We start from the raw sequence: 14,792 nt of genomic DNA, 5'->3' as shown, positions 1-14,792 counted from the left end.
ATCAAAATAAAATCTAGAATTGGAGATAGTGTAATGAACAGTAAAATTGAAGAAATGAGAATCATACTAATTGAAACAGCACAAAAATATGGCATGAATTCAGAGGAAACGATTCAATGCAGCCAAGAGCTTGACAGTTTGCTGAACAGCCGAATTAAAGAAGAAATGATTTTTGTGGGATGTTCTGAAAGCTCCCGTATGTGAATCATTTTCTATAACGATTTTGAATACACCGCATGTAACTCCGCTTTTTGCTCAGCAATCACTTCTGGGATATACCTCAGGGCGAGAATGCGCCCGCCCAAAAACCGGATACCGCAGCACGACATACTCCAAAAAAGCATTTCTGCACGCAAAACACCATCACGCAGGCGGACAGCGGCAGTCAATGCCGCATTTCCGCTAAACAATACCCGCTTTTGAACATATTTAAACATAAAGGCCGAAAAAAATCTCGAAGCCGAAATGCCCCTTTAAATTTCTCTCACACATATGTGCGTTTGTCATAAGCTATCGTGAATAGCCCAAACAAATTCTATTTTTACTTTACCCGCCTTTTTTCAATTTTACAACAAAGGATGTGCTCGTATGCCGGCCATTGTCGGAGCGTTTAAAATTAATGCGATTGGTACGAGCGGAGTCGTTCACATCGGGGACTGCATTACGATCTCTCCTCAGGCACAGGTCAGAACGTTTGCCGGTGCCGGCAGCTTTAATACCGGCGACAGCCTCAAGGTAATGAATTACCAAAACGCAACAAATGTGTATGACAACGATGCGGTAGATCAGCCGATCGTAGCCAATGCGTAAAAGGAGTGAGGCTCATGAACTTCTATATTAATCAAACGATACAAATTAACTATCTCCGGCTGGAATCAATCAGCAACTCCTCCATTCTGCAAATCGGAAGCGCCGGGTCAATCAAGTCCCTGTCAAACTTGTATAATACGGGAAGCTATGTAGAACCGGCACCAGAGGTTTCAGCCTTAGGGCAGCCGGTCCAGCTTCAGGAGCCCGATACAGGTTCATTGGTCCCGCTCCAGCCTCCTGGCCGTTAATCATATGAAAGAGGTGAAGAACATGTATGATCAATCTGTTTCCTCTTACTTACAAAACTTGAACTCCTTTGTTCAGCAGCAGGCGCTTCATATTCAGCAGCTCGAACGTCAGCTGAAAGAGGTCCAATCTGAAATGAATACGATGAAACAGCGGCCGGCCACTACCATTGAGCGTGTGGAATATAAATTTGATCAGCTGAAAATCGAAAGGCTCGATGGGACATTAAATATCGGCTTAAATCCATCAGACCCGAACAGCGTCCAAAACTTTGAAGTCAGCCAATCGACACCGGAAATCGGGATGATGCAGCAGGAAGAGAGCGCCCAGCTCATGCAGCAAATCCGCCAGAATGTCGACATGTACTTAACCGAAGAAATCCCAGATGTTTTAGAGCAGCTTGAAAACCAGTACGACAGCAGGCTTGACGATACAAACAGACATCATATTATCGAAGACATCCGAAAACAGATGGACAGCCGGATCCACTATTACATGTCCCATATCAAAAAAGAAGAACATACACCGCCTGCGCAATATGCAGAACACATCGCCGAGCATGTGAAGCGTGACGTGATCCGTGCTGTAGAACATTTTCTGGAACATATCCCATCCGAAATGAAAGGAGATGAGCAAGCGTGATCTTTACTGTCATCAACCGCAACCTCGAAGTCGGGGATATCCGGATGAATGGTGTATCCAGCTCCTCTGTATTCCACATCGGAGACACTGAATCCATCTATCTGTCTTCGATTTTTGATACACCGCCTGAATCTCTTATTATCGGGCCGTTTGCTCCGATTGCGCCGGAATAATGCTAAAACGCATATCACGCATCAGAGTGATTAAATTTAACTCTCTTGGAATAGCAAGCGTATTTCAAGCTGGCGACACAAACGAAATTGATATGAGTGTAAACGTATTTGCTGTTCAGCGCTCGCTGTCCACGTTTTATCATAACGAAGGCTCATTTAACAGAAAGGAGTACCCGATCTTTCAGCAGCAGGCAGTAAAGCCGATTCCCGAAACAGGTGTAGAAAGCGCATTTTGCCACGAGGTGCCGGTCATTCATGTCCGCAACATCAAAATTCAAGGGGTCTCAGCCTCTTCTGTTTTTCATGCGGGGGCGTCTTCAATTGTTCGCGGTGACGCGAGACTCAAACATATCAGGCAGATTCAGTCTCCTCGCTCACAATCGTCCGCCAAGAACATATAATAAACAGAGACTTCGATAAAGGGTGTCGTTTATGCCAGCAATTGTCGGGCCTATAGCTATCAATTCCATATCGGGCGGAGTCGTAAACTTTGGTGATTCCTTTTACTTATCTCCGAAAAGCTCTTCAAAATCTGCGCTCGGTTCGGGAGCAGGAAATACGGGAGATTTCCTTCTATTAAACAACGCAGTCAACGCGACAAATTATATAGACCCCGATGTCAACGATCAGGATATGGTTGGAAACGGATAAAAGCAGCCGCTCTGCAAAGAGAGGGCTGCTTTTTAGTCATGTTTTCTTTTTTCGTTCATTTGATTTCTTTGTTTTGATCAGCTTTTCAGGCGGCTGTTTTCGGATCCATTTGACAAACCGGGCAAGCTTCGGATCGCTTCTGAGCTCATTGATTCCGTTTAAGCGAACGGCAAGCTCTTGATTGGTATATAAGGCATGAATCTGTTTATGGCAAGGAATACAGAGCATTGCTGTCGGCAGAAATGTTCCGCCTTCCTCTTTCGGTGTGAGGTGGTGCTCTGTCAGCTGGACATCGCTCCGGCCGCACAGCTCACATATTCCGGCAGTTTGCTTTGCCATATCCGCTTACCTCCTTACATCAATTCAAGTGACACCCGTGTGCCGCGTCCGCTCGGTTCAGCCGGATGGACGATCAGCTTTTTCGGAAGCCGGGCCCGCAGTTCCTGCACATGGCTGATGACACCGACAGACAGATTGTCTGATTGCAGTTTTTCCAAGGCTGTCACAACTGTATCAAGCAGATCTTGATCCAGGGTGCCGAACCCTTCATCTAAGAAAAAGAACTGGAGCGGGTATTCTCCGCGAAGCTGGATCTGCGCAGACAGCGCAAGAGCGAGAGAAAGCGAGGTGAGGAAGGTCTCTCCTCCAGACAAGCTGGATACCGGCCGTTTGACGCCTCCATTTGCGTCATCGCGCATCACGAATCCGCCTTCTGAATCCACTTCGATGGCATAGCGCTGTCTCGTCAGCATGCCAAGTCTTGCTGACGCGTCCCGCGCAACGCTTTCAAGCTGCTCCTCAGCTAAAAATTCGACGAAGGTGTTCCCTTTAAACACGGCTTGCAGCTTGTCCAGCCTGTCGATATGCGTCTGCCATTTTTTCAGCTCAGCCTCAATTTCGTTAAACCGTTTATGATGTTCGCGAATAACGGCCAGCGCTTTCGCTGCCGCGCCTTTTTCCTCTATCGCAGCGCCAAATGCGTCCTCAGCTTCTTGTAATGCCCTAACGGTATCGCTCCATTCGCTCTCTGATAAGGCTCGGCCGGCAAGTCTCTCTTCTACACGCATTAAGTTTGCGGCATTTTGCTTCAGTTTATCCACAAACTGGTCTATGCCCGCTTTTATCTTTTCAAGCTCATCGGCTGGAATGAGACTTCTCTCCACCTCTTCAGTCCGGGTAAAGCGAGTGCTTTTCGCATGCCCAAGCCAATCGGATTCGGCTTTTTCCAATCTGTCCTTCGCCTCTTGAAGAGTCAGCTCGCTTGCTGAAGCGCGGCTTTTCGCCTGATTGAGCTTCATTTGGGCGCGTTGCAGTTCTTCATATAGAGATTGCTCTTTTTCCTTTAACAGCTTTAGATCTTGCTGGACAGAGCGGAGTTTGATTTGGATCGAATCTCCTTTTGCGTAATCTCCGAGTTCGTGCTCATAATCAGCTATCGCGCTCTTGATGCGTTCAGCCGCATAATGAAGCTCCAGCTTTTCCCGTTCAAGCTGGTGTCCAGATTCCCGCAGCTTTTCCTTTTGCGATTCATGCTCAGCAAGAAATGCGATGCTCTTCTCAATTCGTTTTTCGCAATCTTCTGCAGCCCGGTCCTTTTCTTCAATGGCTTGCTGCCATTTTTCCGCTTCATTCACAGATTGATCCTGAAACGCTTCATTAAACATTTTCAGACGGCTGTCCAACGAGGACTGAAGCTCAGCGATGATGCTTTCGATACGGTCCGCCTCTCTTTTTTCAAAACCGATTTTTTCATTAAGCTGATCGGCTTTTTTTAAAGACTCCTGATAGGCGCTGATCATTTGTGCCATCCGTGTTTTGACAGAAAGAATATCCTGCTTGACTCGTTTCCATTCAATTTTGGCAGCATCGAATGCGTCATGCCCCGGCTGATTCTCGTAAGAAGCTGCCGCTTCAAGGTTCGGTGCTTGTTGAATCTTTTGCAAAAACGGACACTGTTCAATAAACCGCGCGGATTGTTCTTCAAGCGTGATTTTGGCAGAAAGAATCTCCTGGCTGAGAGCTGCCGCTTCCGTCAGCAACACATCTGTCTGTTTGATGTTGTCTTCAAGGCTGCTGTCGAACTCATATGTTTCATGTACTGAGGCAGACGGATCATGATGGGTTGAACCGCAGACTGGACAAGGCTTTCCGGCTGTCAGCTTTTCAGCTAACTCTTTTGTCAGCAGTGCCACCCTTGCTTTTTCGCGCTGCGAGTGAAGCGTTTGCTGTCTTTTTTTAGCCTGCTCAGTCATGCGTGTTAATGAACGTTCCGTCTCGCACACCATATGGTACACGGTTTGTACAGCCTCATACGCCTGAATGATATTGTTTTCTTCCGTTTCCGTCTTTTGAACGAGTATACTCTTCTCCTCATTCATCTTCTGAAGCACGAGGTTCAATGCGTCACTTCGTTTTCGCTCTTTTGTGATTTGCTCCTCAGTCTGCCTGATGCGCAATGCCATTTCTGCGGCCTGCTGGCAGCTTTTTCGCTCATCGGATGTCACTTGCAAAGATTTGAGCTGCTGCTTCAATTCCGTCTGCCTGCTTTGTCCCCGCGCCAGACGGTCTGTTACAGCCTCCAATTCATTCATGACAGATTGAAGAGCCTCTTCTTTCTGCTGGAGTTCAGCCTTTTTGCCTTCTTCCTCTCGCTTGGCCTCACTCAGTTTGATCTCAATCTCCTGCAGGCGGGAAAGCTGTTCCTGTTCGGTTAAAAGCTCAGGTTCTTTTTCGCTTTTATGCCGTCGCCACGCTTCATACTCCTCATGTTTTTGATGAAAGAAAGCAGTCCGGTCCGCTAACTCCTTTTGAGCAAGCGTTTGTTCCTTTTCAGCTTTCTCCTCATGCCGGATCGCTTCTGCGTACCGATCCGCATAGGGTTTCAGAGCAGCGGCAGTTTCAGCTTCCAGCAGGCGCTTTTGCATGCTGTCTACGTGCGGCTGTTCCTCTTCGAGACGTTTTTTCTCTTCATCATAAGCGGCTTTTTCCTTTTGGACATTCCAAATTTCCTGATGCTCGGTAAACCGCTCTTTTGCCTGATCACGATTCTTCCTCATCGCTTCCAGCCGGGCTTCAGCTTGTTCGAGAGCCTGTTCCGCCTGCTCAACCGCTTCTGAACCCGCCTCGCCGAGACCCGACTGTTCAGCAAGCATTTCATTTTTTCTCGCATTGGCTTCCTGCGCCTGCCGTCTCAGTTTTTTCACAAGCCGGTCTCCATACTGCTCCAAATTAAATAATCGCTGAAGCATATGTCTGCGCTCCGCCCCTTTTAAAGACAGAAATTCGGCAAATTTTCCTTGCGGCAGGACCACCGCTCTCGTAAAATCATCGATCGTCAGCCCCAAAAGCTCTTCCACTCTTTTATTTACTTCGCTGGCTTTATCAGCCAGCACCGTATGCTCTTCCTTGATCTCGATGAAGCGGCAAAGTGCCGTTTTCACCTTCATTTCATCCGTTCTCTTAAACACGCGCTCGACTTTGTAAGAGATTTGATGATTCGTCTGAAGCGCAAAGGTAAAGGAAACAGACAGCGTATCTTCCGCATGATTTAAGATACCGTGCGTATTGTTTGCCGCCCGCTCCACCTTTCCGTATAAAGCAAGCGTCATCGCGTCGAGGATAGAAGATTTGCCGCTTCCTGTCGGGCCGAAAATGCCGAAAACACCTGCACCGGAAAGGCCTTCAAAATCTATTGTCTGCTCCTCTCTAAAGCTGTGGAGCCCCTTTATCGTTAAGGCAATCGGCTTCATTTCGCATCCTCCTCTTCAACGCCTGATGCTAGCTCTAAAAACAGCTTCACCATTTCTTCATCCGGCACCGCGCCGCCAGTTTGTTTTTCATAAAATTTCTTAAAGCGGTCTTCGATCGACACATGCTTAACCTCGATCCGCTCCCGGTCTTTGTTCTGTTCTTCAAAAACCGGCCTGATATGGATAAACCCCGGGTGCGCCTTCCGCAGCCTATGAATTTCTTCAAGTGACAGCTGGTCCGCCAAACGGATTTCAAGGTCAATCCAGGCATTCTGATCCCTGCCTTCATCAAGCCAGCTATACACCTCGCTTAGGCCATTTGCCGCTTTCCACTTCACAAGGGGCTTGCCGCTTGATAATAAAACCTCATGCCAAGAGGCCTCTTCTCCCGGCTTCGCGTCCACGATTGTCACTGATTTGGCGTAGCCCGCTTCAGAAAAGCTGTAGGCGAGCGGAGATCCAGAATAACGGGCAAGTGTCCGCGCCCGCTTGATCGTTTGCGGGCGATGCAAATGGCCAAGCGCCACGTAAGCCGCATCCGCCGGCAGGCTTTCAGCAGCCACCGTATAAGCGCCGCCGACTTCAATCGGCCGCTCTGAATCTGTTTGGTTTCCGCCTGCGACATAAATATGGCTGGCGGCAACCTTCACTGCGTCTTTGCGGAACCGGCTTGTCATATGCTCAAACGCCTGCCTGATTTTCACGTCATAATGATCGCGGAGAAGCTTTTCATCAAATGTATCGGAAAGCACTTCATTTAACCGCGCTTCAGATGGGTACGCCAGCGCTCCGACCGCCAAAAGCTCACCTGCTGAAGGCACTTCAATATGAAGCGGTTCTGTTGTCGGATAGCCGATTAAATGAATGCCATGTTCATGTGTCAGCGGTGAAGCGGCGGACAAACGGTCAGGATTATCGTGATTTCCGGCAATGACAACAATCGGGCGCTTCCCTCTGTCGCTGAGCGCAGACAGGCTTTCATAAAACAGCTGCTCGGCTAAAGCCGGCGGGTTCACGGTGTCAAACGCGTCCCCCGCCATTACAATGGCATCGATTCTCTCTTCCTTTACAATCATATTCAATTCATCAAGCACATCGGCCTGTTCACTCAGTCTGCTTCTTCCTTCCAGCGTTTTTCCAAGATGCCAGTCAGCCGTATGTAAAATCCGCAAATGCTTTCACCTCTCTTTTGTATAGAAAACGAGATCCGCTCCGTCTGAAATTCCCGGAGCTTGCGGATCTCGCTATAATGTCAGAATGTGCCCTCCGTCAAAGAAATAAAGCGCACATCCCTTTACCTTTGTTTTTGCAATTTGCTCAACAGCCTTCGTGTACAGCTGAATTTGCGTTTTATATCGTTTTTTCAAAATCGGGGCCGCTCCTTCAAAGCCGTGCTGGAATTTGCCCTCAATCCGGTCTGATTTATAGTCCAAGAGATATAAACCGTCCTCAGTTTCATAGAGACAGTCAATGATTCCCTGCACTAAAAGCGGCTCATCCGCCTCCTGTGCATCAGGATAGATCTCCTTGGCCGGAAGCGCCAAACTGAATGGCACTTCCCGCTCCTTCCATTTCGCGCCGATCAGCTGTCCGCCGATTTCCGTGTGGAAGAATTGAACGATTTCTTCTATATCAATAGCGGCTTTTTGTTCTTCAGTGAGCAGTTCTTTTTCATAAAGCTTTTGAACCGTCCGCTCCGCTTCTTCTATCGTCGGCGCATGTGTCAGCGGGATATGCTGCATCACCGTATGCATGGCCGTTCCTTTCTCCGCCGCTGTCAGGCCTTTTTTCATCATGAAAGCCGGACGCCTGTACAGAATGCTTCCGTCAGCCGGTTTAACGGGGGCCCTGCCGCTGTATTCATCCTCGTACTCTCTTTTTCTCTTGATCTCAGACACCGACTGCTTTGTGCGAATTTGCGTCACCTCGTGATGCGGATATGTCCAGCTCAGCTGCTCACGGGCTTTTTCATCAAACGCAAACGAGCCGGGAACTGGTTCACCTTGGCGAATCGCTTCTAAGCGTTCGCTTTTTTCTTCCATTCTTTCTTCCAGATCATCATCCAGCAAATCATAGGAATGGATCATTCGGACGGCAAAACGAGCCGGGTGTCCCGAGATGTCAGCATGCGCAGCCGCACTGTTTTCAGCCAAAGTCTCCATATCTCTGTGTCTGGCAAGGGCCGGCCCGATGAAATCTAAATACGTTTTTGCCTGATAGCGGTCAAATTCAGGCAGAAGCCAGTCAGTTTGTGACGCGGATGCCTGCCATTTCGCGAGCTGTTTCTGATGATCCTTGCACGAGCCAATCAGAAACAGTTTTTCTTTTGCTCTCGTTAATGCAACATACAGAACACGCAATTCCTCTGACAGCAGTTCCCTGCGCATTTTTTTCTTCATCGCAATGAGCGGAAGCGTCGGATAGCTGATGCGCAATTGCGGATGAATAAACTTCGTGCCAAACCCGAGCTCCTTGTCCAGCAGATACGATTTGTTCAAGTCCATCATGTTGAAATTGCGGCCGAGACCCGCCGTAAACACGACGGGAAATTCGAGCCCTTTGCTGCTGTGAATCGTCATTAAGCGGACAACATCCTCCTGCTCGCTGAGCGCTCGCGCCGTTCCAAGATCATCCCCTCGCTCCTGCATGCGTTCGATAAACCGCAGAAAACGGAACAGGCCGCGAAATGCCGTCGCTTCATATTGGCGCGCCCGGTCGTAAAGGACGCGCAAATTGGCCTGGCGCTGTTTTCCGCCCGGCATCCCGCCGACATAATCCATGTACTTCGTGTCGCGGTACACTTCCCAAATCAGTTCAGATACTGAGTGGTTTTTTGAAAACGAGCGCCATTTTTGCAGATGTCCGTAGAACGCTTGCAGCTTTTGATAAAGCTCGTCGTTCCGGTCGCCGGCAGCCAAGTAGTCTTTCATCGCTTCATAGTAAGGCGCTTTTGTATTTTCAAGCCGGATCAAAGACAGCTCGTTTTCATCTGCTCCGACAATCGGTGAGCGCAGAACAGAGGCAAGCGGTATATCCTGGTAAGGGTTATCGATCACCTTCAGCACTGAGAGCGTGACGGCAACTTCGACCGCTTCAAAATAGCCTGACGTTAAATTGGCGTAAACCGGTATGCCCTGTGCTCTCAGCTCTTCCATGATTTGCGGCGCCCACGGCATGGAGCGCAGCAAAATCACGATATCGCGGTATTGAATATTGCGGTGTGTTTTCGTTTTTCCGTCATACACCTTAAATGGCGATGAAATCAATTTGCGAATTTCCTTAGCGATCGCTTTCGCCTCGAACTGCACCGTTTCCAGCTCTTCTGCTTCCTCACCTGCATCCGTCTCTTCTGAGCTGCCGATCAGCAGCAGCTCCGTTTCCGTCTCATCATTGTCCGGATATGCCGCACCGAGCTTCAGTTCAGCCAGCTCGTCATAATCAACCTCACCGATTTTGCCGCCCATCAGCTGTTTAAATAAAAAGTTTGTGCTATCTAAAATATCAGCCCGGCTACGGAAATTTTTATTCAAGTCGATTTTCCGTCCTGTGCCTTCTCCGCTTTCTGTAAACCGTTTGTATTTGGAAAGGAAAAGGAGCGGCTCCGCAAGCCTGAATCGATAAATCGACTGTTTGACATCCCCTACCATAAACAGGTTTCCAGTCTCCTCCGGCCCGCTTGTGACAAGCTGCAGGATCGATTCCTGCACGAGGTTTGTATCTTGATATTCATCAACGAGCACCTCATGAAACTGCTCCTGATAAAATCTTGCTGCCTCACTCGGCTCGCGTTCACCTTTGTCATTTTCAGCTGCCAAAATGGACAAGCAGTAATGCTCCAAATCAGAAAAATCGATGATTGATTTTTCCTGTTTCGCCGCTTCAAACCGTTTTCCGTAGCTGATGACAAGCTGCACGAGCGTCTCAATGACAGGCTTCATGTCGGCTAAGCTTTTCAAGTGCTGCTCAGGACTTCTCGTGAAATAGTCAGTTTTGAGCTTTTCAAGCAGTTTTTTTGCACCGTTTCTCAAATCCGTTGCTTCATCAAGCAACGCAGCATCAAACTCGTCCCCTTTTACTGCCTTCGCGCGCTTAAAAGAGACTGCGGGCACCCGCTTATAAAGCTCATAAAAATCGTCCTGCTGCTGAATCAGTTCATCAATCTGCGCAAGATCATCAAGAAAATTATCAGCGCGCGGCGCGGGGCCGCCCGGCGCTTTCGTCAGCTCAAGCGCGCGCAGGAGCTTTTCTTTCGCTCCGTTAAGCACCATCGCAATATCCTCTTTGACATATTGATAAAACGGAAGCTCCTCGATGGCGCTCTTTTCGGATACATCGTATAAATGAACAAAGCTTTCCAGCCATGCCTCCGGGTTTGGATGGGATCGGGAATACTCGTACACCTGTTTAACAAGAAATTGCAGATCCAAATCGTGCCGGTCTGTCGTATAGCGGTCAACAAGTTCAAAAAACGCCTTGTCGCCCCTTGCGTATTCATCTTCAAACAGCTCATCCAGCACTTCATCCCCAAGCAGCTCGCCTTCTGTCTGATCGGCAATCCGAAAGCCCGGATCAAGATCGATCAAGTAGTAATATTTTTTCAGCACTTGCAGGCAAAAGGAGTGAAGTGTCGAAATGCTGGCCCGGTTTAAAAGAGACAGCTGGCGTCTGATATGCAACGAGCCGGGGCGCTTTACAAGTTCTTTTTCCAGGGCATCCGCGATTCGGTGTTTCATTTCTGCCGCCGAGGCGTTTGTAAATGTCACAACGAGCAGCCGATCTACATCAATCGGGTTTTCTTCCGCGGTGATTTTCCGGATCATTCGTTCAACGAGCACAGCGGTTTTCCCGGAGCCCGCCGCCGCTGCCACAAGAATATCCTGGCCGGTTGAAACAATGGCATTCCATTGGTCATCTGTCCATGTGCTGTCTGCCGGTTTAGGAATGTTCATTGCCATCCGCCTCCTTTTTTATCCACTCAAGTATCGTCTTGTCCTTTTCAGCCTTTAACGGGCGATACTCGTTTTCTTCTAATGATTCATCAAACTGACATACTGATTTGAACGCACAGTATGTGCACGGCGTCTTGTTCTTCATTTTATAAGGCTCAATGGATACGCGTCCGTCGGTGATTTGTTCGCCTGCTTCTTGGAAGGTGCGGCGCACATGCTTCGTCAACAGCTCAAATTCCTTTTCGCCGACCGCCGCTGAATCTGATCTGAGAGAGCCGTCTTTTTTCAAGCCGGCATTGATGATATTTGACCGTCCCTCTTGAAGGGTCGTATCCATGAGGCGAACCGCTTCTTGATCGCCAAGGAGCAGGCCCTTCATTTTAAATTTCTTAAAAATTTCCTGTTCAATCTCGTCAAGTCCAAGCGGAAGATTAGATTGAATCATTGGGTCATGAATATGGAAGTACAGCACCCCGGCCGGAGTCGCTCTCATTCCGAGCCAGTCTTCTGAATGAGTAATCGATAAATCAAGGTACGTCAGCATTTGGAGCGCGAGTCCGTAATATACTTCCGCTAAGTCAAGGCCTTTGTCGCTTGATTTATAATCGACAATCCTCAGAAGCAGGCCTTTTGAGCTTTCCGCTTTATCGACGCGGTCAATTCGCCCGACGAGCTCCATCGTGCAGCCGTTTTTCAGCTTAAAGGTCAGCGGCGGAAGCGGCCCTTTTCCTCCAAAGCCCAGTTCAAGTCCGATCGGCACGAATCCGCTCGCTTTCGCATGCTCGCTTAAAATGCCGGACACACGTGTCACAATTTTTTGCAGTTTTTCCTTCACGTAATAATGCCGGTTTGAGCTGAGCAGAATTTCCTTTTGCAGTTTCGGTGCCAGCCGCTCTACCGCATCATAGGAAAACAGCTCGCACTGCTCTTTCGTCAAATCGCGCCAATCCATTTTTTGCTCCCGCAGACGGTCTGAAATCAGCTTTAAGCTGGAATGAAACAGCTGGCCGATATCCGGTGCTTCGAGCTTGAAAAATTGCCGTTCCTTCAGGTGCAGCCCGTGTGATGCAAAATGGGAGAACGGGCACGCGTTAAAGGTTTCCATTCTCGACACACTGCCCTGAATACGTTCGCCATAGAGCTGTCTCGACACGCTGCGTTCAAGCTGCTTTACTTCATTACGGAAAAACAGGCTTGAAAACAGCTTTTTCGATTGCAGCCTGTCCGGCTCGCTCATCAGCACATTGTACGTGCTCCACCAGACGTCGCTGATGTCGTATTCCCGTGTCCATAATCTGAGCTGGCTGGCGGTAAAGGACTGTGCCACGCTTTTATTGACGACATACATAAGCTGTTCCTCATCGCTGACCTGCTCAGGTTCATTTGTCAACAAGCGCTCTTTATGCTGCGGAAACAGTTCTTCCAGCCGCTTAATGACAATCGACGGCAAAAGCGTTTTTCCTTCCGCATCTGCAATCGGATACGATACGTAAAGCCGGTCAGACGGACTGGAAAACGCCATATAAATGAGGAAATGCTCGTCAAGCAGACGCTCCCGCCCGCCTGAGGAAAGCTCAACTCCAATCGTTTTCAGCCATTCCCGGTCATCGTCCGACAGCACCCCGTTTTCATCAGGGCGCGCCGGCACAACGCCGTCATTTGCCCCCAGCACAAAGGTGCAAGAGGTGCCATATATTCTGGATAAATCCATATTGCCGACAAACACCTGGTCAAGCGCAGGCGGAATGAGAGAAAATGTAAGCGACTCCGCGCCGGCTTCCATCATTTGCTGAAACAAATCAAGAGAAATCTCATCATCCCCCATCATTTCAACAAACTCCTCAAGCAGCTGCATAACCGCATCCCACGCCTGCTGATGCTGCTGCGCTTCAATGATTCTGCCGTCTTCTTCAGCACGCTGTCTTTCCTGATCCAGCTTCAGCGGCACATCCGTCTCTTCTAAATAACGATAGAGCGCCTCTGCCTTTTCCTGAACCGTCTTTGCTTTTTTCATTCGTTTCTGGAGCCGAAAAAGCGGCGGAACTATCCAGTCGCGAGTGTCATTCAGCATGTTTTCCATTTCGATTTCCTGGTCGGTCTGCGCAAAATCATCATCCAATGACACAAAACGCCTGTAATGGAAACGGTCGCCCTTTGTCCAGCGGTCGCCTTTAATGCCGTAGGCGATACAGTAATTTTCAAGCTGATCGACCTGTTCTCTCACCTTAGTCTTCGGCTCGTTAAGCGGGAATAGCAGTTCGGTTTTCACGCAGCGAAACACCGCTTCATAACGCCAATTCCCTTTCAGAACATCAATGCTCGACCGGATAAATTCGATTAACGGATGGTTCAGCATAGATGCTTTTCCGTCAATGAAATAAGGAATCTCGTAATCTGCGAAAACTTCCTTCACCATATCTTTGTAGTCTTCCGGCTGGCGCGCAAGAATCGCTACATCCTTATAGCGATAGCCCTTCTCTCTGACAAGAGAGTGAATTTCCCGGGCAATGCCTTCGAGCTCAGCTCGTCTGTTTGCGGCCTGCATCACAGTAAAGGCATCTTGTTTTTCTGAGTATGGGATGGCCGGACGCGCTTCATACTGCGCCTCTAAATGTGCGAGTTCCGGCGCCTGCAAGTGCCGCTCAGTCCCGTTTAGCTCTTTATAGGTCATGTCCAGATTCAGTTCCTTCGCCTTCTGATGCAGACGGTAATAAGTTTTTCCAGTCATTCTGAACAATTCCAGTTCATGTGGCTCCCGCTCGTATGACGGCTTGTCCGCTGTGAGCGAAAACGTGATATGCTCTGCGTGAACCATAAGCTGCTCCAACACCCTGAACTCCTGCGGTGTAAACTGATAAAAGCCGTCCACATAGATATGCGCGCCCTTTACATCCTCCGACAGCGGAATATGCTCCGCCAGCAATGTCAAATAATCCTCAGAGTGAAGATATTGATCTGCGAGGCTTTTTTCCATCTGCTGATAGAGAATCGATAAGTCATGAAGCTTTTCAGATAAAACACGTTCTCCGCGATACTCGGAAGCCGTTCCGCTTTCCGCCATCCTGCGGATATCTTCCGGTTCCAGACAGTAGCGCTTAAACTCTGTCAGCATCCGTTCTACCTGTGCGGTAAACCCGCTTTTGTCACTCGCTTTTTGATAGACTTTGAACTCCTGTTTATGCTCCTCAATGAGTTTCCGCAGGAGCATCTGTACACCTGTGCTCGTAAGAAACGGCCTGCTCATTCCTCCCGTGTGCTGGAGAACGCGCCAGGCCAATCGTGAAAAGCTGAACACTTGAGCGCGTATCATCCCGCCCATATCAGGCGTTTTAGCAAGCTCGTATTCCATTAAAAACGTCATTTGATCCGGGACTAGAAAAATGATCGGTTTCCCGAATGGAGCCCGGCGCAGCTCATCCTGAATGCTGTCGATGATCAGCTTCGTTTTTCCACTCCCGGACCTGCCTACTAAAAACTCTGCTCCCAAATTAGAAGACCCCTCTCTTTTTATCTCTATATATTTTATCGAATGTTGACGAAAATGACCAATCTCATCTATTGGTAAAAAACGG

The 14,792-nt window shown here is 48.7% G+C and carries 13 protein-coding genes; 7 read left to right on the top strand and 6 right to left on the bottom strand.

The window, feature by feature from the left end; translation table 11 throughout:
- The first annotated feature begins 33 nt into the window (after window positions 1–33).
- Window positions 34–204 carry an aspartyl-phosphate phosphatase Spo0E family protein gene (locus tag EFK13_RS06050; protein WP_129506136.1) on the top strand — a complete coding sequence of 57 codons (171 nt, stop codon included), beginning with the start codon at window positions 34–36 and terminating at the stop codon, window positions 202–204.
- An 8-nt stretch (window positions 205–212) separates the two neighbouring features.
- On the opposite strand, the gene EFK13_RS06045 is transcribed toward EFK13_RS06050, so the two are convergent.
- The gene (locus EFK13_RS06045; RefSeq protein ID WP_129506137.1) at window positions 213–437 is read right to left on the bottom strand and encodes a hypothetical protein; all 225 of its coding nucleotides are present in this window, start codon (window positions 435–437) and stop codon (window positions 213–215) included.
- 151 nt (window positions 438–588) lie between these two features.
- Here EFK13_RS06045 and EFK13_RS06040 point away from each other — a divergent pair, with 151 nt between their 5' ends.
- Genes EFK13_RS06040 through EFK13_RS06015 form a run of 6 tightly spaced genes read left to right on the top strand, consistent with a single transcriptional unit; the run spans window position 589 to window position 2,522 of the window.
- Window positions 589–810: a spore germination protein gene (locus EFK13_RS06040; RefSeq protein ID WP_003233088.1), complete on the top strand. Its 222-nt coding sequence runs from the start codon at window positions 589–591 to the stop codon at window positions 808–810.
- A 14-nt stretch (window positions 811–824) separates the two neighbouring features.
- The gene (gerPB, locus tag EFK13_RS06035; RefSeq protein ID WP_064813457.1) at window positions 825–1,058 is read left to right on the top strand and encodes a spore germination protein GerPB; all 234 of its coding nucleotides are present in this window, start codon (window positions 825–827) and stop codon (window positions 1,056–1,058) included.
- Between the two features lie 22 nt (window positions 1,059–1,080).
- Complete coding sequence (gerPC, locus tag EFK13_RS06030) at window positions 1,081–1,698, top strand: spore germination protein GerPC (protein ID WP_129506138.1); 618 nt, start codon at window positions 1,081–1,083, stop codon at window positions 1,696–1,698.
- Complete coding sequence (gene gerPD, locus EFK13_RS06025) at window positions 1,695–1,871, top strand: spore germination protein GerPD (RefSeq protein WP_129506139.1); 177 nt, start codon at window positions 1,695–1,697, stop codon at window positions 1,869–1,871. Before gerPC ends, gerPD begins: the two co-directional genes overlap by 4 nt.
- On the top strand, window positions 1,871–2,272 hold the full coding sequence (locus tag EFK13_RS06020; protein ID WP_129506140.1) for a spore germination protein GerPE: 402 nt from the start codon (window positions 1,871–1,873) through the stop codon (window positions 2,270–2,272). The genes gerPD and EFK13_RS06020 overlap by 1 nt, the downstream gene beginning before the upstream one ends.
- 31 nt (window positions 2,273–2,303) lie before the next feature.
- The gene (locus tag EFK13_RS06015; RefSeq protein ID WP_003233096.1) at window positions 2,304–2,522 is read left to right on the top strand and encodes a spore germination protein; all 219 of its coding nucleotides are present in this window, start codon (window positions 2,304–2,306) and stop codon (window positions 2,520–2,522) included.
- A gap of 36 nt (window positions 2,523–2,558) precedes the next feature.
- Here the strand turns inward: EFK13_RS06015 and hlpB are convergent, their stop codons facing one another.
- From hlpB to addB, 5 genes are all read right to left on the bottom strand, one after another.
- Entirely contained in the window at window positions 2,559–2,861 is a 303-nt protein-coding gene (gene hlpB / locus EFK13_RS06010; protein WP_129506141.1) for an HNH nuclease-like protein HlpB, read from the bottom strand.
- Between the two features lie 14 nt (window positions 2,862–2,875).
- On the bottom strand, window positions 2,876–6,271 hold the full coding sequence (gene sbcC / locus EFK13_RS06005; RefSeq protein WP_129506142.1) for an exonuclease subunit SbcC: 3,396 nt from the start codon (window positions 6,269–6,271) through the stop codon (window positions 2,876–2,878).
- Window positions 6,268–7,443, bottom strand: coding sequence for an exonuclease subunit SbcD (sbcD, locus tag EFK13_RS06000; RefSeq protein WP_129506143.1), 1,176 nt, complete (start codon window positions 7,441–7,443; stop codon window positions 6,268–6,270). Before sbcD ends, sbcC begins: the two co-directional genes overlap by 4 nt.
- Before the next feature lie 72 nt (window positions 7,444–7,515).
- The gene (gene addA, locus EFK13_RS05995; RefSeq protein WP_129506144.1) at window positions 7,516–11,220 is read right to left on the bottom strand and encodes a helicase-exonuclease AddAB subunit AddA; all 3,705 of its coding nucleotides are present in this window, start codon (window positions 11,218–11,220) and stop codon (window positions 7,516–7,518) included.
- Window positions 11,207–14,707, bottom strand: coding sequence for a helicase-exonuclease AddAB subunit AddB (gene addB, locus EFK13_RS05990; protein WP_129506145.1), 3,501 nt, complete (start codon window positions 14,705–14,707; stop codon window positions 11,207–11,209). Before addB ends, addA begins: the two co-directional genes overlap by 14 nt.
- Between the last annotated feature and the right edge of the window lie 85 nt (window positions 14,708–14,792).

The sequence above is a fragment of the Bacillus cabrialesii genome (genome assembly GCF_004124315.2).
Lineage (GTDB): Bacteria > Bacillota > Bacilli > Bacillales > Bacillaceae > Bacillus > Bacillus cabrialesii.
This window is presented reverse-complemented; position numbering and strand designations above follow the sequence as displayed.

What these genes read in the sequence shown, in the direction of transcription:
- EFK13_RS06050 (WP_129506136.1), top strand. Translation starts at nt 34, where the DNA reads ATGAACAGTAAAATTGAAGAAATGAGAATCATACTAATTGAAACAGCA.
- EFK13_RS06045 (WP_129506137.1), bottom strand. Translation starts at nt 437, where the DNA reads ATGTTTAAATATGTTCAAAAGCGGGTATTGTTTAGCGGAAATGCGGCA.
- EFK13_RS06040 (WP_003233088.1), top strand. Translation starts at nt 589, where the DNA reads ATGCCGGCCATTGTCGGAGCGTTTAAAATTAATGCGATTGGTACGAGC.
- gerPB (WP_064813457.1), top strand. Translation starts at nt 825, where the DNA reads ATGAACTTCTATATTAATCAAACGATACAAATTAACTATCTCCGGCTG.
- gerPC (WP_129506138.1), top strand. Translation starts at nt 1,081, where the DNA reads ATGTATGATCAATCTGTTTCCTCTTACTTACAAAACTTGAACTCCTTT.
- EFK13_RS06020 (WP_129506140.1), top strand. Translation starts at nt 1,871, where the DNA reads ATGCTAAAACGCATATCACGCATCAGAGTGATTAAATTTAACTCTCTT.
- EFK13_RS06015 (WP_003233096.1), top strand. Translation starts at nt 2,304, where the DNA reads ATGCCAGCAATTGTCGGGCCTATAGCTATCAATTCCATATCGGGCGGA.
- hlpB (WP_129506141.1), bottom strand. Translation starts at nt 2,861, where the DNA reads ATGGCAAAGCAAACTGCCGGAATATGTGAGCTGTGCGGCCGGAGCGAT.
- sbcC (WP_129506142.1), bottom strand. Translation starts at nt 6,271, where the DNA reads ATGAAGCCGATTGCCTTAACGATAAAGGGGCTCCACAGCTTTAGAGAG.
- addA (WP_129506144.1), bottom strand. Translation starts at nt 11,220, where the DNA reads ATGAACATTCCTAAACCGGCAGACAGCACATGGACAGATGACCAATGG.